General features: G+C 41.2%; 20 protein-coding genes. 10 read left to right on the top strand and 10 right to left on the bottom strand.

The genetic code is table 11. From position 1 onward, the window contains the following. Nucleotides 1-8: 8 nt before the first annotated feature. Nucleotides 9-938, bottom strand: a complete 930-nt coding sequence (locus tag ABKW31_RS16415) for an alpha-E domain-containing protein (RefSeq protein WP_348617656.1) — start codon at nt 936-938, stop codon at nt 9-11. Nucleotides 939-940: 2 nt separating this feature from the next. Further along, nucleotides 941-2,395, bottom strand: coding sequence for a circularly permuted type 2 ATP-grasp protein (locus ABKW31_RS16420; RefSeq protein ID WP_348617730.1), 1,455 nt, complete (start codon nt 2,393-2,395; stop codon nt 941-943). 142 nt (nt 2,396-2,537) lie between these two features. Between ABKW31_RS16420 and ABKW31_RS16425 the strand changes: the two genes are divergently transcribed. Then, on the top strand, nt 2,538-3,320 hold the full coding sequence (locus ABKW31_RS16425; RefSeq protein WP_348617657.1) for a peptidase: 783 nt from the start codon (nt 2,538-2,540) through the stop codon (nt 3,318-3,320). A gap of 2 nt (nt 3,321-3,322) precedes the next feature. Here ABKW31_RS16425 and ABKW31_RS16430 read toward each other — a convergent pair whose 3' ends face one another. After that, a complete protein-coding gene (locus tag ABKW31_RS16430; protein WP_348617658.1) occupies nt 3,323-4,426 on the bottom strand; it encodes a putative zinc-binding metallopeptidase in 1,104 nt (367 codons plus the stop codon). 200 nt (nt 4,427-4,626) lie between these two features. On the opposite strand from ABKW31_RS16430, the gene ABKW31_RS16435 reads away from it, so the two are divergent. Further along, nucleotides 4,627-5,547 carry a diguanylate cyclase gene (locus ABKW31_RS16435; protein ID WP_348617659.1) on the top strand — a complete coding sequence of 307 codons (921 nt, stop codon included), beginning with the start codon at nt 4,627-4,629 and terminating at the stop codon, nt 5,545-5,547. Between the two features lie 2 nt (nt 5,548-5,549). Here the strand turns inward: ABKW31_RS16435 and yrfG are convergent, their stop codons facing one another. After that, nucleotides 5,550-6,242, bottom strand: coding sequence for a GMP/IMP nucleotidase (gene yrfG, locus ABKW31_RS16440; RefSeq protein WP_348617660.1), 693 nt, complete (start codon nt 6,240-6,242; stop codon nt 5,550-5,552). A gap of 107 nt (nt 6,243-6,349) precedes the next feature. Here yrfG and nudE point away from each other — a divergent pair, with 107 nt between their 5' ends. The 3 genes from nudE to ABKW31_RS16455 are packed head-to-tail and all read left to right on the top strand — an operon-like array spanning nt 6,350 to nt 8,327. Then, nucleotides 6,350-6,913: an ADP compounds hydrolase NudE gene (nudE, locus tag ABKW31_RS16445; protein WP_348617661.1), complete on the top strand. Its 564-nt coding sequence runs from the start codon at nt 6,350-6,352 to the stop codon at nt 6,911-6,913. Continuing rightward, entirely contained in the window at nt 6,913-7,749 is an 837-nt protein-coding gene (gene cysQ, locus ABKW31_RS16450; RefSeq protein ID WP_348617662.1) for a 3'(2'),5'-bisphosphate nucleotidase CysQ, read from the top strand. The genes nudE and cysQ overlap by 1 nt, the downstream gene beginning before the upstream one ends. Further along, nucleotides 7,746-8,327, top strand: a complete 582-nt coding sequence (locus ABKW31_RS16455; RefSeq protein WP_348617663.1) for a YceI family protein — start codon at nt 7,746-7,748, stop codon at nt 8,325-8,327. Before cysQ ends, ABKW31_RS16455 begins: the two co-directional genes overlap by 4 nt. On the opposite strand, the gene ABKW31_RS16460 is transcribed toward ABKW31_RS16455, so the two are convergent. The 3 genes from ABKW31_RS16460 to ABKW31_RS16470 are packed head-to-tail and all read right to left on the bottom strand — an operon-like array spanning nt 8,324 to nt 11,528. After that, on the bottom strand, nt 8,324-8,557 hold the full coding sequence (locus ABKW31_RS16460; protein WP_348617664.1) for a YheU family protein: 234 nt from the start codon (nt 8,555-8,557) through the stop codon (nt 8,324-8,326). The genes ABKW31_RS16455 and ABKW31_RS16460 overlap by 4 nt on opposite strands. Continuing rightward, a complete protein-coding gene (locus ABKW31_RS16465; RefSeq protein WP_348617731.1) occupies nt 8,554-9,591 on the bottom strand; it encodes a hydrolase in 1,038 nt (345 codons plus the stop codon). Before ABKW31_RS16465 ends, ABKW31_RS16460 begins: the two co-directional genes overlap by 4 nt. A 26-nt stretch (nt 9,592-9,617) precedes the next feature. Beyond that, on the bottom strand, nt 9,618-11,528 hold the full coding sequence (locus ABKW31_RS16470; protein ID WP_348617665.1) for an ATP-binding cassette domain-containing protein: 1,911 nt from the start codon (nt 11,526-11,528) through the stop codon (nt 9,618-9,620). Between the two features lie 79 nt (nt 11,529-11,607). Between ABKW31_RS16470 and ABKW31_RS16475 the strand changes: the two genes are divergently transcribed. Next, a complete protein-coding gene (locus ABKW31_RS16475) occupies nt 11,608-11,814 on the top strand; it encodes a YheV family putative zinc ribbon protein (RefSeq protein ID WP_348617666.1) in 207 nt (68 codons plus the stop codon). Between the two features lie 19 nt (nt 11,815-11,833). On the opposite strand, the gene ABKW31_RS16480 is transcribed toward ABKW31_RS16475, so the two are convergent. The 3 genes from ABKW31_RS16480 to ABKW31_RS16490 form a co-directional block, all read right to left on the bottom strand. After that, the gene (locus tag ABKW31_RS16480) at nt 11,834-12,772 is read right to left on the bottom strand and encodes an AEC family transporter (RefSeq protein ID WP_348617667.1); all 939 of its coding nucleotides are present in this window, start codon (nt 12,770-12,772) and stop codon (nt 11,834-11,836) included. A 79-nt stretch (nt 12,773-12,851) separates the two neighbouring features. Continuing rightward, on the bottom strand, nt 12,852-13,064 hold the full coding sequence (locus ABKW31_RS16485) for a SlyX family protein (RefSeq protein WP_348617668.1): 213 nt from the start codon (nt 13,062-13,064) through the stop codon (nt 12,852-12,854). Nucleotide 13,065: 1 nt separating this feature from the next. Continuing rightward, nucleotides 13,066-14,004 carry a hypothetical protein gene (locus ABKW31_RS16490; protein WP_348617732.1) on the bottom strand — a complete coding sequence of 313 codons (939 nt, stop codon included), beginning with the start codon at nt 14,002-14,004 and terminating at the stop codon, nt 13,066-13,068. Between the two features lie 152 nt (nt 14,005-14,156). On the opposite strand from ABKW31_RS16490, the gene fkpA reads away from it, so the two are divergent. From fkpA to ABKW31_RS16510, 4 genes are all read left to right on the top strand, one after another. Further along, entirely contained in the window at nt 14,157-14,909 is a 753-nt protein-coding gene (gene fkpA, locus ABKW31_RS16495) for an FKBP-type peptidyl-prolyl cis-trans isomerase (protein WP_348617669.1), read from the top strand. Nucleotides 14,910-15,476: 567 nt separating this feature from the next. Further along, on the top strand, nt 15,477-15,956 hold the full coding sequence (greB, locus tag ABKW31_RS16500) for a transcription elongation factor GreB (protein WP_348617670.1): 480 nt from the start codon (nt 15,477-15,479) through the stop codon (nt 15,954-15,956). 122 nt (nt 15,957-16,078) lie between these two features. After that, nucleotides 16,079-17,908, top strand: a complete 1,830-nt coding sequence (locus tag ABKW31_RS16505; RefSeq protein ID WP_348617671.1) for a PAS domain S-box protein — start codon at nt 16,079-16,081, stop codon at nt 17,906-17,908. A gap of 3 nt (nt 17,909-17,911) precedes the next feature. Continuing rightward, complete coding sequence (locus ABKW31_RS16510) at nt 17,912-18,250, top strand: response regulator (protein WP_348617672.1); 339 nt, start codon at nt 17,912-17,914, stop codon at nt 18,248-18,250.

Raw genomic sequence — 18,250 nt, forward strand, 5'->3', positions numbered from 1 at the left:
CAGACCTATTAGTTATTTGGAAAATAGGTTTGGTTTATTTTGTCAAAAATCGTATTCAAGCCGAGCTGCATATCATCAATAAAGTCATGTAACTTTTCTTGAATCAAGGTTTGCGGGTTAGCTTCCAACAATTGATTTTCCACTACCCGAATTTGCATAATCGCTTCTTCGTTATTGGGTAATTTTTTCAAACACTCTTCTACCTGCTGCAAGGTGTGTAACAAGGAACGTGGAAATCTGTCTTCCAATAGCAGAAACTTCAATACATCAGGCCGACGTATACGTAAACGCACTTCACGACGATACATTTGATAAGCGGTTAAGGACTTTAATACACTCATCCATTGCAGGTTTTCAAATGCGGATTGCGAGGTTTCGGTTTCTTGCAATAACGAAGCTGACCTGACATCAATGATACGTGTGGTCATGTCGGCACGTTCTAGGTTTCGCCCGATACGTAAAAACTGATAACCTTCATCATGGGTCATGGTGCCAGCCAAAATACCGGTAATAGTTTGGTTAGAACGAATTATTTCATTTAAAAAACCATAACGTGAACGTCTGGCTTGCGCCTTCTGACAGTTTTCCTTGGCATAGGTAAACAATTCATTAATCTGTTCCCATGCCTCACGTGGAATAATCTCTCGAATGGTACGTGCGTTTTCACGAGCAGCACTTAAGGCGCTAATAATTGAGCCTTGGTTTTTTTGATCGGCAACCATAAAGTTAATCACGTTACGCTCTACGGCTTCTTTATGATTAGAGTAAAATAAATCACGATACGACAGAATATCAACGATGGGCTCCCAGCCCAGCGAAATACTCTTAGGCAGGTCCAACATTAAATTTGAGTTAACGTTAATGATGCGCGCGGTATTTTCAGCACGCTCTAAATATCTTCCAAACCAACATAGGTTACTGGCGACTCTTGATAACATAATTAAGACCCCTCCATATCAACAATCCAGGTATCTTTACTACCACCACCTTGTGATGAGTTTACTACTGTTGAACCTCTTATCATGGCCACGCGAGTCAATCCGCCCGTGGTCACTTTGACGTCTTTGCCACTTAAAATAAAGGGACGCAAATCTAAATGTCGTGGTTCAACTTTGGTATCAACCATCACCGGAGCAGTGGATAAAATTAACATCGGTTGAGCAACATAGTTGCGCGGATCTTCTTGAATTAATTTACGAAACTTATCATGTTCTTTGGCGTTAGAATGCGGGCCAATTAGCATACCGTAACCACCCGATTCATTGGCTGGCTTGACGACCATAGAAGCTATATTTTCTAATACATAAGCACGCTCATCTTCGTTGACACACTTATAAGTGGGTACGTTTTGCAAGATAGGCTCTTCGTTTAAGTAATATTTAATAATATCAGGCACAAAGGCATAAACCACTTTGTCATCTGCGACACCCGAACCAGGTGCATTAGCCAGCGCTACGTTACCAGCCTTCCAAGCTCGCATGATACCCGGCACACCTAGGGTGGATTCAGGGTTAAATACTTCAGGGTCAAGAAACCAATCATCAATCCGACGATAAACCACATCTACTCGAGACAAACCATTGATAGTGCGCATGTATACACAGTCGTCTTCACCCACGACCAAATCTGGGCCTTCAACCAATTCTGCACCCATCTGCTGAGCTAAGTAGGCATGCTCAAAATAAGCTGAATTGTAAGTGCCGGGAGTCAGTACCACGATTTCTGGCTCTGGAATATCGCGGGGTGACATCGCTGCCAACATATCGTACAAGTCAGAAGGGTAATCATCCACGGGCATAATATTCAGTTTTTCGAACATTTCTGGAAAAACTCGCTTCATCACTTGGCGATTCTCTAGCATGTAAGATACACCTGAAGGAACGCGCAAGTTATCTTCTAATACATACACAGTGCCTTTATTGTCTCTGACAAGATCAGAACCACAGATATGCGCCCACACACCCAATGGCGGGCTAAAGCCCTTACATTCCTCTAGAAAGTTTTTGGACTTATCCAGCAAATCAGCGGGGAATACCCCGTCTTTGATAATATTTTGGCCGTTATACAAGTCATCGATAAACATGTTTAAGGCTTTGACGCGCTGCTTCAAACCAATTTCAATATCATTCCATTCTTTTTTATCAATTAATCGAGGAATAATATCAAAGGGCCAAGCGCGGTCTATTGAGCCTTCTTCGTCGTTGTATACTCGAAAGGTAATTCCCATTACTTGAATGGCCGAATCAGCTGCAGCTTTGTATTCTATGATTTCAGCGTCACTCAAATCGCGCAAATAATCGCATAAATCTTGTGCATAAGGTCTTGGTTTACCACTAGCTCGCAGTAGTTCATCGTGCAAATTTGCAACTTTATAACTTCCCCATCGAATAGCCATAGGCGTCCCTTTTGCTGATAAATTAGTCATTCAGTATACGGGGAACTCAAATGTTTAAAAGACGTTTTTATTACAAAAATATGATTTGTATTTAATTCTCTACAGATTCATTATAATAAATATGAAATTTTTGACTGGGTTTATGACTACCCAGTTTTGTGAGTTAAGAGAGTCCAAATTGACCTATTGTTTAGCGATAAATGTGAATAAAGGAATTGTGTTTGCGTCTGATTCACGCACCAACGCAGGCGTTGATTATGTTGCCACTTATAGCAAAATGACCACTTTTGTTTTTCCCGGAGACCGCAGCTTAGTTTTACTAACGTCTGGCAGTTTAGCCACGTCTCAGGCGGTGATTAATTCGATTAAAACAGACTTAAATAATCCCGAAGCTGAGTTTGATTTATGTAAGGGCAAATATTTACATGAAATAGCCAAATATATCGGCCAAATTAGCCAGCGAGAGCAAAAACAGCATGCAGAAGCGATGGAAAGATCGAGAACAAGTGCTGAGTCGACTTTTATTTTAGGTGGACAAATTGCTGGCCAGCCCTGTGAAATATTTTTAATTTATCCACAAGGCAATTACATTGCCGCATCACCAGAAACACCTTATATCCAGATTGGTGAAAATAAATATGGCAAGCCTATTCTAGATCGCATGATAGCGGCCAATACAACCTTAGAAGATGCTGCACGCTGCGCTATTGTGTCACTAGATTCAACCATACGTAGCAATATTTCAGTGGGTCCGCCCATAGAATTGGCCATATATACGAATAATCATATAGAAGCGCCTTATCGAACGTCGCTAAATACCAATAGCGTGATGTATAAATCGGTGCAAAAACATTGGAATGAGGGCTTAAAGCGCGCGTTTAATAAACTGCCGCGCTTTGAATGGGAAAAGTCAGCAACAAAATAGGCTTATTTTAGACTATCTTGATAAAGACCATCATTTTGCAATACAACTTGGTGCACAAAGCGCAATTTGTCCAGTGCACTAATCGGTATAACAAAAGGATAAGCATCGTCTAGGCCCATGCTTCGGTTTAAGCCATTAAGTACCTCTGTCAATCGACACCAATCATTAAATAAGTGGGTGAAACTGGTCGCGGTATAAACATGATCGTGTTGTCCACTAGCCACTAAAGGGTTCGCTACTTTATTGCCTGACACACTAAAATCAAAATCACTGGCCGTTTCTAAGGTATCGACCATGTGCAAATAGTGGGCCCAAGTTTCGGCCCAATCTTCCCAAGGATGCATGCTCGCGTAAGCGCTGATCCATACATTTTGCCAATTCTTTTTAGGTCCTTCAGCGTAATAAACCTTCATGGCTTGTGAATAATTCATCCGTTCATCGCCAAATAAGTCTCTAAAGTCATTAAGCAAATAACCATTTTTGACAAAGCGATCCCAATAATAATGGCCTGACTCATGCCGAAAGTGACCGAGAAGGGTACGGTAGTTTTCGTTTAAACTTTCGCGTAATCTTAAGCGGGTGCTATGTTCTGCCTCTTTGATATCGATGGTCACTAAGCCTGCTGAATGGCCAGTAGAAACATAGTTTTTAACGGTTAATTCATTGCCATACTCGTCTGCAACTTCGTCTTCAAGAAAGCTAAAACCTAAGCCGGTCGTAGGCTCTTGCCGACGATTAACCACGGGCACCTTGAGTTTAAACAGGGTATACAGTAAACGACGTTTAGCCTGTTCCAAGCGATACCAAAACTGCTTATTGCCCTCCACATCTAAATTAGGAGTGACCTCATTTAATTGACAAGATGGACAAAAATCTTGGGGGTCGTCGAAAGGTACCATCCAATTGCAGACATTGTGGTCGATGTAATTTTTGCACTGGCGATAAATACGACCATTACTGGAGGCCTGTAAGTTACCAAAGCCGTTACGAGTGAAGGCGCTGAGTAATACATCATCAGGTAAAAACCCAAGCAATAAGCCACACACCACACATTGACTGTTAGAAAAATAGAGTTTATTGCCACATTGGCAAACAAAAGTTTTCAAAAATATCCCTCAGCTAACTGACTGTTAACATAATTTGCGCATAATGAGCCATTTAAGCCAGCATAGCAATGTCATTTATGGTGCAAACCTTTTAGAATCTTGGTTAAATTTTAAACATAAAATATAAAAAACTAATCGATTAAACTAAGCTTACTAAGCTAAGATATAATTTCAGTAAATGGATACATCTCAGGGATGCCATGAATTTAAACCCTACATTGCCTCGTTCAGTTTTATTGTTGGTAGAGTCCAACAATAAAACACTGGATACCTTGCGTACAATGTTTGGTCAACAATATATTATCGAAGTTGCTGAAGATGGCCAACAGGCCTTAAATTTAGTTTATGAACTTGATATTGACCTTATTTTAAGTGCTGTTGAGATACCCATTATATCCGGTCTAGAACTGTGCAAAAGGGTGAATAACAATCCCTTAACTCAACATATTCCTGTTATTTTTTTGGCCTCTGCGGCTTCAATTGAAGAGGAGCAGATGTGTTTAGAAATAGGCGCCATCGATTATATCAACCAATTCGCCACACCGCAGATCATTCATGCACGCATAATCAACCATATGCGCTTGGTGGAACAGCAAAAAGTATTTGAATATGTCTCTTGCACCGACGGCTTAACTGGTTTGGCTAATCGCATGCAATTGGATACCACATTAAATCGTGTTTGGCATGCTGCCATTAGAGCAGGGTATTCTATTGGTTTGTTAATGATAGATATTGACCATTTTAAAGACTACAACGATCAATATGGCCATATAGAAGGCGACGAATGTTTAAAATTGGTCGCTACTACTATTGCCAGCAGTAAAGGACGAGAAGAGGATTTTGCCGCTCGCTTTGGCGGCGAAGAATTCGTTTTACTATTACCTTACACCGATCTAGTGGGAGCTAAACGAGTAGCCAGACAACTCATTAAAAACATTCAAAATCTGAATATTCCAGCGGCAAAAAGCGCTAACGCTGAACAGGTAACAGTGAGTGTTGGGGTAGCAGCTATATCACCTAAATTTAACCCTCTACAAAATAGCAGCCCACTCGAATTAATCAACCAAGCAGACATCAATTTATTCAAAGCAAAACGCGCTGGGCGCAATCGTATTTGCTAATATTAGCCAGCATTCCCCTCAAAAGGATGATTAAGAATATCTTCCAGTAATACTCGGTAGTCAGACACTGAGCTAAAGTCTTCTGTATCGTTTAACGGTTTTTTACTATCTGGATTACTCACGGCGAGTAAATGGCTGATGCCGAAGCGTTTAGCTGCATGCAATATTGTCAAACTGTCGTCGACGAATAGTGTCGAAGCATTAACAAAGGGGATTTTTGCTTGCAGTTTTTGCCACAATAATTGTGATTCTTTAGTCACGCCAAATTCGTGTGTCGATATCAAGTGGTCAATATGGTCGTCTAACTTAGTGTGCTCTATTTTTAAAGATAAACTATCTGGGTGGGCATTTGTTAACAAGATTACTTGTCTACCCGATTTTTTAAGGGCGTCAATAAAAGGCAGTGCATCTGCACGTAAACTAATCAAATGCTCAATTTCGCGTTTTGCTTGCACAATATCAAGGCCTAGTTTTTTACCCCAATAATCCAAGCAATACCAACTAATTGTGCCCTGAACTTTAGTATATTCGGCGCTGATGTCTTCTTTCGCTTGGGCAATTGGTATATTGTTGATAAGCGCTAACTTCGCAGGCAGGTGCTCCAACCAGAAATGGTTGTCAAAGTGCAGGTCAAGCAGTGTACCATCCATGTCTAACAAGACGGTTTGAATTTGATTCCAAGCTATAATTGACAATGGTGTGACTCTTGTTTAAATGGGGTAAGCGCAACTAGCTGGGCCTGTGAGACCACCCCGAAAATTAATAACAAATCGATTGGCATTAATAGTAACGTGAAAAAGACATGAGCAAAATAGACAATAATAAAACCTTGCCGACAATACATCAGCGCAAAGTCATCGCACAAAGTGGCCTATTTAGGGTTGAGCAACTTGATCTCGAGTTTAGCAACGGTGAAAAACGTCAGTTTGAACGCATGGCTGGCAGTGGTCGAGGGGCTGTCATGATAGTTCCCTTCATTAATGATCACGAATTTTTACTGGTCAGAGAATATGCTGCAGGGAATCATACCTACCAATTGGGTTTCCCTAAAGGCTTGATAGATCCGGGTGAATCAGCCATGGTTGCTGCTAATCGAGAGTTGAAGGAAGAAGTGGGTTATGGCGCGCAGCAACTTCTGTCTTTGCAAACCGTGAGCATGGCCCCAGCTTTTTTTGATGCCAAAATGGAAATCTTTATCGCCCAGCAACTCTACCCTGAAAGGTTAGTCGGCGACGAACCAGAGCCATTGGAAGTAATTCCTTGGTCGATTAATAACACAGATGCACTTCTTGCCAGAGAAGATTTTACCGAAGCAAGATGTTACGCCGCCTTGTTTTTAGCATTGAAATGGATAAGGACACGTTAATGGTAACCAATAATCATCAGAGCCTGCTTGATATAGCAAAACATGCAGCTCGTGTGGCGGGCGAAGAAGTGATGAAAATCTATGATAGTGGTGATTTTTCTAGCTATCAAAAAGAGGATGATTCACCTGTCACCAGTGCTGACTACAAGGCAAATGAAATTATCTTAGGGATTTTGCAGTCACAGACGCCCGACATTCCCATCATGTCAGAAGAAACAGATAATGCAAAATTAGCCATTCGCAAAGAATGGAAGCGCTATTGGTTAATTGATCCTATTGATGGCACCCAAGAATTTATCGCACGCAGTGGCGATTTTGCGGTCAATATTGCCTTAGTGGAAGATAATGTGCCGGTTATTGGCGTTATTTACTGGCCGCCAGGTGATACCCTGTATTACGCATCAAAAGGTCAAGGTGCGTTTAAAGAGAGTCCCTCTGAAAATAAGCAAATCAAAGTACGACGGTTTGATGATGCAGAACAAGGTGTAGTGATGATAGCTATTAGTCGGCGTCAGGCCCGTGAAAAAGTCATGAATAGCATGAGTAACCACCGCATTTATCATACCTTACCCCTAGGCAGTTGCTCTTTAAAAGCCTGCTTTATTGCTGAGGGCAAAGCAGATGTGTTTTTACGGATCGGCATTACAGGTGAATGGGATACCGGGGCATCACAGTGCATTGTTGGCGAAGCAGGTGGGTCAATTTTAGCCCATAACTTTGAGCCATTAAGTTATAACCAACGTAAGAGTGTCAATAATCCAGATTTTATTGTGATGGGCGATCAGAGAGTAGATTGGCCATCAATTGTTAAATACCAACTTGGAGACTTATCGTGAGTAATGTGAGAAAATTTTTACCGAACTGTTTAGTAGCCCTAAGTGTATTATCCACCGCTGCATTGGCAGACTGGAAGGTAGACAGTGAGCAGTCTAAGGTGTTTTTTATATCCACTAAAAACCTCAATATTAGTGAAATACACAGTTTTAGCCGCATTGACGGGCAATTGAGCAGTGATGGGCAGTTTAGCGCAGACATTAGCTTAAGCTCAGTTGAAACGGGCATAGATATCCGTAATCAAAGAATGCGTGATATGTTGTTTAAAGTAGACTTATTCCCCAAAGCAAACATTAGCGCCACCTTGCCCAAAGGTATCATGAGCTTGGCTAAGGGCGAAAGTATGCATACTGAATTACCGGCAACATTGACCTTAATGGGGGCAAGTAAAGCCTTAAATTTAGATCTTATTGTTAGCAAAACCAACGACGGTAAATATATGGTCAGCAGTGCTAAACCTGTATTGTTAGGCGCCAGTGAACTGGGTTTACAAGACGGGGTTGAAGCCTTACAAAAAATAGCCGGCTTAACCAGCATAGGTTTAACCGTGCCGGTCACCTTTAACTTGGTTCTCAATTAATCCACAGTTTCATCCAGCTTAAGATGCTCTTTTGCCACAATATTGACCGTTTCGTGCAATTCTGAATACACTAAAAAGGCCTCACCTGACTTAAGTTGGGTGAGAACCTGCTGTACTTTGTCAGCTAAATCTACATCCTGTTCGCCGTACTCGGTTCCCTCTTGTAGCACAAAGGCTTCAATAATATTGAGCAAAATTTCATACTCAACGTCGCCAATGGGAATAATCATTTAACCGCTCCTATCGTTTGCTTTTGTGCTTCATCAAAGCGCATTAAAAATTGACTGACACGTTGTTGCATCCAAATTTTTGGACGCCAAGGACTGCCTTGCACAAAACCCACATGTCCTCCGTGTTCACTCAACTCAACACGAATAAATTTCGACAGTTGATCAGTGCGAGGCAGTACATTCTCATTCATAAAGGGGTCGTCTTTGGCATGTAACACTAAGGTAGGGGTTTGTATTTTACTTAAATAGGGCATAGCACTGCAACGCAAGTAATAGTCATCAGCCCCCAGAAAACCATGTAATGGTGCGGTAACGTATTGATCAAAATCGCGAAAGTTCTTGAGTTGATGTAAGTCCTTGTATTTTATAGTGAGGTGCTTTTGATAATCCATAATGGACATTTTATGTCTCAGGTTAGTGACCATACTCTTTAGCAAATAACTCTGATACAGCTTAGAAAATCCTTGGTTAATACTCTGTGCACACTCAGCTAACTGTAGCGGTGCAGATATGGCTAGTGCCGCTTTGATGATACCTTGCTGGGGTCTTTCACCTAGCAGTTTTAACAACATATTACCGCCCAAAGAAAAGCCAATAGCGAATTTGTCTAGGTTAGGATAAGACGCTTGCAGCCAACTGATAAATTCCCAAGGATCCGAGGTTTCTCCAGAATGATAAGCACGGGGGGTTTGATTTGATTCTCCTCCACACCCCCGAAAATGCATCACCACCACCGCAAAACCTTGGCGAGCTAAGTCGGCAGCCATATCATGACAATAATGAGAATAAATGGAGCCTTCCAAACCATGAAACATGATAACCAAACCTTTCGCCGATGATATATCGCCTACCCAAGCTAGTTGCACAAAGTCGCCATCGCTTAGGATGAAGCGTTCTTTACGAAAAACTAAGGCTTGGCGCTTTTGTAAGAAACGCGGAAAAATGGTTTGCACGTGACGATTTTTTGCCCACCAAGGTGCCACAAAATCACTTTGCACCACCCGACCGAAGTACGAATCAACATGCTGCGGCATGGCGTTAATTGGCATGACTTGGAGGCTCACTCTGCACTCAACGATTGTTCAAACTCAGTCTGTTGCAGCTCTAACTGCTCCTGAGTATCGAGCCATTGCATTTCGACATCCTCTAATTGCCCTTTGTATGATGCTTGTTGGCTTATTATTTTCTTGAGTTGCTCTTTGTTTTCAGCACTATAGATGTCGGTATGACTTAACTCAGCTTCGATTTTCTCGAGCTTACTGTGCAGTTCAGCCATTACCTTTTCACATTGACTAATGGTTTTTCGCAAGCCTTGAGTGGCTTGTCGAAATTCAGCCTCAAGACGCTTGGTGTTTTTACGCTCAGGTTTTACCTTTGGTTTCTCGCTTGCATTGGCGCTTTGTTCTGGTTTAAGGATCCACGCCTTATAATCGTCTAAATCACCATCAAAGGCTTGTACTTGGCCGCTATCAACCAAGTAAAAATCATCACACACCGACGATAATAAAAACCTATCGTGCGAAACCAATACCATCGCGCCTTCAAAACCTTGCAGTGCAATGTTTAAGGCATGGCGCATATCGAGATCCAAGTGGTTAGTGGGCTCATCTAACAACAATAAGTTGGGCTTTTGATAAACCGTTAAAGCCAAGACTAAACGTGCTTTCTCACCACCTGACATAGGTGCCACTTTGGCCATGGCATCGTCACCACGAAAACCGAAGCCGCCCAGAAAATCACGTAAGCTCTGCTCTGTCGCTTTTGGATCTAAACGCTGAATGTGGGCTAAAGGTGTATCATCGGCTCTTAAAAATTCCAGTTGGTGCTGAGCAAAATAACCGATACGTAAACCAGCAGAAGCTTCATACAAACCCTGCAATGGGGTATTTTCACCAGCAAGTAGCTTAATTAAAGTGGACTTACCCGCACCATTTTTACCCAGTAGACCAATGCGACTGCCAGGCACGAGATTAAGCTGGAGTTTTTCCAGAATCACTTTTTCACCATAGCCTACTTTTACCTGCTCAATCTTCACTAATGGATTAGGCAGTTTGGGCGGAGCTAAAAAACGAAAATTAAAATGAGAATCAGCCATCACAGGTAACAAGGTTTCCATTCTGGCTAATTGTTTTACTCGACTTTGTGCCTGCTTAGCCTTGCTGGCTTTGGCCCCAAAACGATTAATAAAAGATTCTAGGTGGGATATTTGATCTTGTTGCTTTTGATATTGCAGGCTTTGCAAACGTAAACGCTCAGCACGCTGAGTTTCATAGGCATCATAGTTACCGGTATAACTCACCAGTTTTTGTTGCTCAACACTGATAATTTCATTGATGGTACTGTCTAAAAAAGATTTGTCGTGAGAAATCAGTAACAAGGTACCGCTATAGCGCTGCAGCCATTTTTCTAACCAAATAACCGCATCTAAATCCAAGTGGTTGGTTGGTTCATCGAGTAACAGTAGATCGGAATAACACAACAAGGCTTGAGCTAGATTAAGGCGCATACGCCAGCCACCCGAAAAAGCACTGACAGGATTTTGCATCACATCATTAGCAAAACCTAAACCAGCCAAAATGGTGGCAGCTCTAGATTCAATATCATAAGCACCGGCTTGTTCTAACAAACCATGTATGACGGCTATTTGCTCACCATTATGCGCCTCTTCGGCGACGCTTAAACGCGCCTGAAGTTGTCTAAACTTAAGGTCGCCATCAATAACGTAGTCTAAGGCGCAGCGGTCTACTGCTGGAGTCTCTTGTGCCACCCATACAATTTGCCAATCTTTTGGGATCGCAAAATTCCCTTGCTCTGGGTGCAGCTCACCTCTGATTAAGGCAAATAAACTGGATTTTCCACAACCGTTGGCACCAATTAGACCCGCTTTGTGGCCTGGATACACGGTGGCATTGACATCTTGCAGCAGCATTTTACTACCACGCATTAGAGAAAGATCTGAAAATTGGATCATGCTTGCCTGTTTACTAATAACACTTATATTCGATACGGGTTATGATACCAAGATGGTGAGCTAAATTATTCTTTAAATCATGGTTAATAAAATAAAAAAACGCTTTGTCGCTGGCGCAGTATGCCCTAAGTGCAAAGCACAAGACTCAATAATGTTGTATTTTGAAAACAACGTAGAACAGATTGAATGTGTGCATTGTGACTATCACGAATCACAGGTAGACAAAAAAGTCTCTAGTGCCAGTAAAGGTAGCACTGGGGTTATTGGTATCTTTAAGCCTGAGTAAGCCTTATCTATGTGCGGGCTTATACCCAGCCTAAATAATGTAATGCAAACAACCCTAAGGTGGACGTAAACATAGAAAAAAGCGTACTTCCTGCAATAATTGCGGCTGTTAGGTGGTAGTCACCGCCGATGGCCCTAACCATTGGGTAAGCCGCTGCGGCGGTTGGCGCGGCAGTCATCACATATAGCACCCCAAGTTCTTCCCCGCGTAAACCACAATAATAAGCAATGATACTTGCCAACAAGGGCAGTAATATTATCTTACTGGTAATCGCCGCATACAATAAGCCTGAGGCACGAAACTCATGCCATCTTATGGATGCGCCAACACATAACAACGCTAAAGGTAGAGTCATACGTGCTACGTAATTGCCCGTATCAATCACAAACTTAGGTAATTCAACCGCTAATAAAGCAATAACTATGGCAATAAAAATAGCGATGGCTAGGGGGTTTTTGACCACACTCATGGCGATTTTTTTAGCCGATGGCACATCAGATTGATGATAATACAAGGTAAGAATCGACAGAATATTAACTGGAATAACTAGCGCCGCCAAATACATTGAAGCTAAGGGTAACACCTGCTCACCGAAGGCATTAGCTGACAACGCCAAACCAATGATCGCCATATTGCTGCGACATGCCCCCTGAACAAAGGCACCCCGAGAGAATTGAGTAGGAATAGCCATGGCGATCCCATGCATCACTGCAAAAGAACCCAGCATGATGGCACCCGCCACAACAATCAACAAAAACGGAAAATGGCTGGTTAAATCAGTAGTGGCAATATTAACAAATAACAAAGCAGGCAGGGTTACGTTAAAAACTAAACGCGAACCCACTTCGGCAAATTCATCATTAATCCAGCGCAAACGTTTTAGCACTACACCCAATACTATGATCAAGCTGATAGGCAAGGTAACGTCAACCGCAAAAAATAAAGAGTCTAAGATCATGTTGACGCTACTACCTTAAGTGGCCAGTCCAAAGCCTAACTAAGTAAGTGAAGAACAATAAAGCGAAAAAATAATACAATCAATAATGGGGGGGAGGGGACTCTTCATGTTCAGCCGCCATATTACTCGGCTCAATGGCCAGTACTTTATTAGAAAGTTGTTTAAATGCAAATTGCAGCTCTTCAAGCTGCCTTTGCTGGGCAATCAAAGCTTTGTTAAGACTCTCTATTGTATCTTCTTGGAAAGCCACTTTCATTTGAAGCTGCTCAATATCATCAATAATGTGTTGCATGTTAATTACTCTGTATAGGCCATATTTCAGCTAAACCGCTACTACTTTCGGAAATCACTTTGTTGTCATTCCAAAATCCAACTGCATATACTACCGCGGTTTGTGGTCTGGTGCCCGCTCGGGGTGTTACCCGCCAAGATTTAATTTCTTCGCCCGTTTGCACATCCCACAAATTTAAGCGCCGCGCGGGTGAACCTGTGACTAAGTATTTACCATCTTTTGAAAATACCGCAGTACTAAAAATTTTCTGCCGCTCAAAATAATGTAAATAACTGATCACTTGCCCCGTACTTAAGTCCCAAATTCTTGCATCTCGCTTACTGTCAGCGGTAAAAGCGAAGCGACCTTCATCATCTAGAACCACTTTGGTCACCCTACTCGAATGCTCAAATTTGTATATCACTTGACCACTGCGGGTATCCCACAAGTAGGCAACATAATCATTACCACCGCTTAAGGCATAAAATCCATTGGGTGATATATCAATACTATTGATTTTTTCGGTATGACCTAAAAACTCCAAGCGCCGCCCAGTTTGAGGCTCAAAGTACATTACTTTACCGTTACTACGACCAACGAGTACACCCAATCCTTGATTGGTGACCGCAATATCTCGAATGTTGGATTCATCTATGCGCCAGAACCCTTCTGGCTCACCATTAGTTAAGTTCCATAATACAAAAGCTTCTTGGTCTGACGTCACCGCATAACTATTGTCGTAAGCAATATGAATAGTAACCACCAGATTACCTTCATCCCCTTGATTCCACACGTAACGTTTAGTATTGCTGGTTAAATCCCAAACTGAAATGCCATTGGATAGATTTGACACTATGGCTATTGAAGCGTCAGCTGAAATACTGGCCGCATCAACGCCACCATCATCATGATGAAAGGTCTTTTCAGCTTCATCAGTTAACTCACCACAAGCGGTTAACATCACAATAAGTAACATAAAATAGCTGCGAAATAGGAAAAGATTGCTCATCTATGGGTTTCTCTTTGTTATCGCTACGTTTAGACTAGGCGTTTACTTAGTCAACCCAGTTTGCTTGAATTAACTCAAGTTTTCACATCTATCGGAGAATTATAATGAAAAAGGCGTTAATCGCTATCTTAATAGGCTCAGCATTAGGTTTAAGTGCCTGTCAACCTGCCCCTGAACCCGTTGATATGTTAAAAGTAGAAGTATTGACTCTTGAAACCGATGAGCAAAAGCAAGCTTACGCCATGGGTGCCAGTGTCGGTCAATTTATTGAAAGTAAAGTACTTGTTCAAGAAAAGCTTGGTGTTGACTATGACAAGACCATCATGGCAAAAGGTTTTATTGCAGCCCTGCAAGGTCAGTCACAATTGAGTATGGAAGAAATGCAAGTCATCACGCAAAGCATTGAAGCCAAAATAAGAGAAAAACAAACCGAAATGGCCGCCCAAGCAGGTATAGCTAATATTGCTGCTGGTGAAGCGTTCTTAGCTGAAAATGCTCAACGCGAAGGTGTTGTGGTAACCGATTCAGGTTTGCAGTATGAAGTATTAACTCAAGGTGAAGGTGCACAGCCTGTGGCTGCAGATACGGTTAAAGTGCACTACCGCGGTACTTTGTTAGATGGAACAGAATTTGACTCATCTTATGCTCGCAATGAACCAGCTGAGTTTCCACTCTCTCGAGTGATCAGCGGTTGGACGGAAGGCGTGCAATTGATGAAAGTGGGGTCTAAATTTAAATTCTATATCCCATCTGAATTAGCCTATGGCGAGCGTAGCACCGGTAAAATAACCAGTAATTCAACCCTTATTTTTGAAGTCGAACTACTTGAAGTGACGCCAGCGGCAGCACCTCAATAAATCTGACTTTTCAGTAGTGCAAAAAAAGCCGAATATCTATTCGGCTTTTTCATTTAATAAACCAGCTAATTTCCTTGCTGAACCTTATTCCCTCGTCGCTGTTGCCCTTCAAAAGGGCCGATAAGCCCAGACTAAACTGGGTAAATGTAGTCATTTATTTGTAATACACTTAACTTAGTAACGATTCAGCTTTCCTCTTAGTATTTATAAACACTATTATTGCCAAAATGAATACGCTTAATTCTTCAGAAAATAAGTTAAATATCGACAACGTTTTAATGGCAAAATGTTAAAACGATGACCTAGTCAAAGTGAGGTCTTAATTTGCTTAACAACACTCTGATTAAGTTTAAGCATAGTAGAAGATAAACTTTATGCTGCATAAATTAGGATAATTTGTAGTAACAAATTGCGATAACAAAAGCCTTTTTAATTCCACATTCTACTTTTACAATTACTCTTATCTTGCCTAATCATCCATAGTAAGTAACAAGTGATATTGCCTCTTGCTAAGTTTGTTATGCTAGTCAAAATATACTCCTAACTACTTTCTATTTGAGTCCCAGCTTGAAAACAAAACTAATTACACCCGAGGGTTACGCCAAGCTCAAAAATGAACATGACCTGCTTTGGTATGAACAACGACCTGAAATCACCAAAATTGTTACCTGGGCTGCCAGTCTAGGCGATAGAAGTGAAAACGCAGATTATCAGTACAACAAACGTAAATTACGCGAGATTGACCGTCGTGTGCGCTACTTAAGAAAATTACTGCCAGAGCTGAAAATTGTCACTTATTCACCGCAGCAGCAAGGTAAGGTTTTTTTTGGCGCTTCAGTTGAAATAGAAAATGAGGCAGGCGATAAAAAGCAATTTCGTATAGTCGGCCCTGAGGAGATTTATGGTGATGCCAAAGGCTACATTTCCATTGATTCGCCCATGGCCCGAGCTCTGCTTAATAAACAAGTCGACGATGCAGCTGTTGTGAGTACCCCTTCCGGTGATAAAGAGTGGTATATCAACAGCATTCATTATATGAAAACCTAAACAGGCTCACCACATGCCAAAGAGCCAAATAGCGCAAGACTAAAAAACAATTTAGTGCTAAATTTGCCTTGCAGATAAATTAATCATTTATATGTTAATTAAACTAGCACAGGGAACACCATTTGAGTCCAACACAGATTGATGAAAAGCAAGAGTTTGAACAGTTATTCAACCTTCCTCTAGACATGATATGCATAGCTGGAACAGACGGTTATTTCAAAAGAATAAACCCGTCTTTTTCTAGAATCTTGGGCTACGATGATGACTTTTTATTGATGACTCCCATTTTGCAATTAATTCACCCTGATGATGTAGAAAGGACTAGGCTCCTTATAGACAAATTAAATGTTGAATTAACCGTGCAAAATTTCGAAAACCGTTACCGTCACCAAGACGGCAGTTATCGGATTTTTTCTTGGTCAACCTCCTTTGATCCACTATCAAAAAGACTGTTTGCTATTGCTCGAGATATCACCAATGAGCGCCATTACCAAAGTCAACTCACGCAAATGCACAATGTTTTAAACAAAGAAACAATTGTCGCTATGACTAACCGGGCCGGTGATATTATCGAAGTTAATGATAAATTTTGTCAGATTAGTGGTTACAGCAAAGATGAACTCCTTGGTCAAAACCATAGAATTATTAATTCAGGCAAACACCCGAAAGCATTTTTCAAGCAGATGTGGGACACCATATCTTCAGGTAAAACCTGGGCAGGCAAAATTGAAAATCGGGCGAAAAATGGCGAGCATTATTTTGTTAAAACAATCATTTCTCCCATTTTTGATTCGCAAGGTAATATTTCCAACTTTTTAGCCATTCGCTTTGATATTACCGAAGAAGTTCGTAACAAAGAAATGTTAACTAGAACCTTAGAGATATTACGTGAAACCGGTTCAATTGCTCATGTTGGAGGCTGGGAGCTGCATATCGCCAGTGGCGTTCTAACGTGGACCGATGAAACATTTAAGATCCTCGACGTTGAACCCTCAGACAACCATCAGCCACTTTTACCCGAAGGTTTAGATTTATTTATTGAAGAACACAAACCCATTATTGAAAAAGCGGTGCAAAGAGCCATTGAATTTGGCGAGCCATATGAGTTGGAGTTGCAAGCCCAAACAGCTAAAGGGAAAACCCTATGGGTATATACCACCGGCAAAGCCAATTATCAAAATGGCCAGCGAATTTCTATTTCGGGCACGATCCAAGACATCAACACCAGAAAAATAGCAGAACAACAATTAGAATTAGAGAGAATCAAAAGTATTCGTAATGCCAAACTGGCTTCTTTAGGGGAGCTCGCTGCCGGTGTGGCTCATGAAATCAATAACCCTCTCGCTATTATTGACGGCATGTCCAAATTAATCCCTAAACACTTAAATAATCCTGCTAAACTTAATTCTTACCTAAAAAGCATTGAAAAATCCTGTAACCGGATTGCTCGTATTGTGAATAATCTCAAAAAGTTTTCGCGCTCTAGTGATACAAAACAATATAACAAACATCGTTTGCTCGATATCGTTAAGGAATCGATGTTATTAACTGAAACAAAAGTAAAGCGGCACAATACGACAATTGAACTGAGTCAATTGTCTAAGGCCTTTATTTTTTGTGATGAAATCGAAATTGAACAGGTTGTGGTTAACTTAATTAATAATGCAATAGATGCGGTAAAAGACTTGCCAGAGCGCTGGATCAAAATTTATATATTACAAGAACAAGACAATATACTTTTAAAAATAATCGACTCTGGTTTGGGCATTCCTTTGGCAGTTCAAGACAAACTATTTGATCCGTTTTTTACCACCAAAAAAGTAGGAGAAGGCACGGGTTTGGGTTTATCTATCACTAAAGGCATTCTTGATGAACACGGCGCTTCTCTGACTATTGATAGACAGGCGTCCAATACTTGTTTTGTTGTTTCATTCTCAATTTTTAGAGATTAACCTATGCCATTTACTGTATTTTATTTAGACGATGAAGAAGCCCTCTGCGAAATATTTTCTGACTTTTTTAGCTCAGACTCAGTACAAATAGAGACTTTTAGCGAAGCAAATAGTCTGTTTGAAGCCACTCTTCGAACTCCACCTGACTTATTTTTTATCGATTACCGGCTACCAGAACAAAATGGTGATGAGATAGCCAAAGCATTACCACAATCTATTCCCAAAGTATTAGTGACTGGTGAGATAAGAGCAGACTACACATATAATTTTATAGCGGTATTGAGCAAGCCTTACGACTATAAATTAGTGCAAGAAATAATCGATCGTTACAAGCCACTATAA

It is taken from the genome of Paraglaciecola sp. 25GB23A, from assembly GCF_040012495.1.
Taxonomy (GTDB): domain Bacteria; phylum Pseudomonadota; class Gammaproteobacteria; order Enterobacterales; family Alteromonadaceae; genus Paraglaciecola.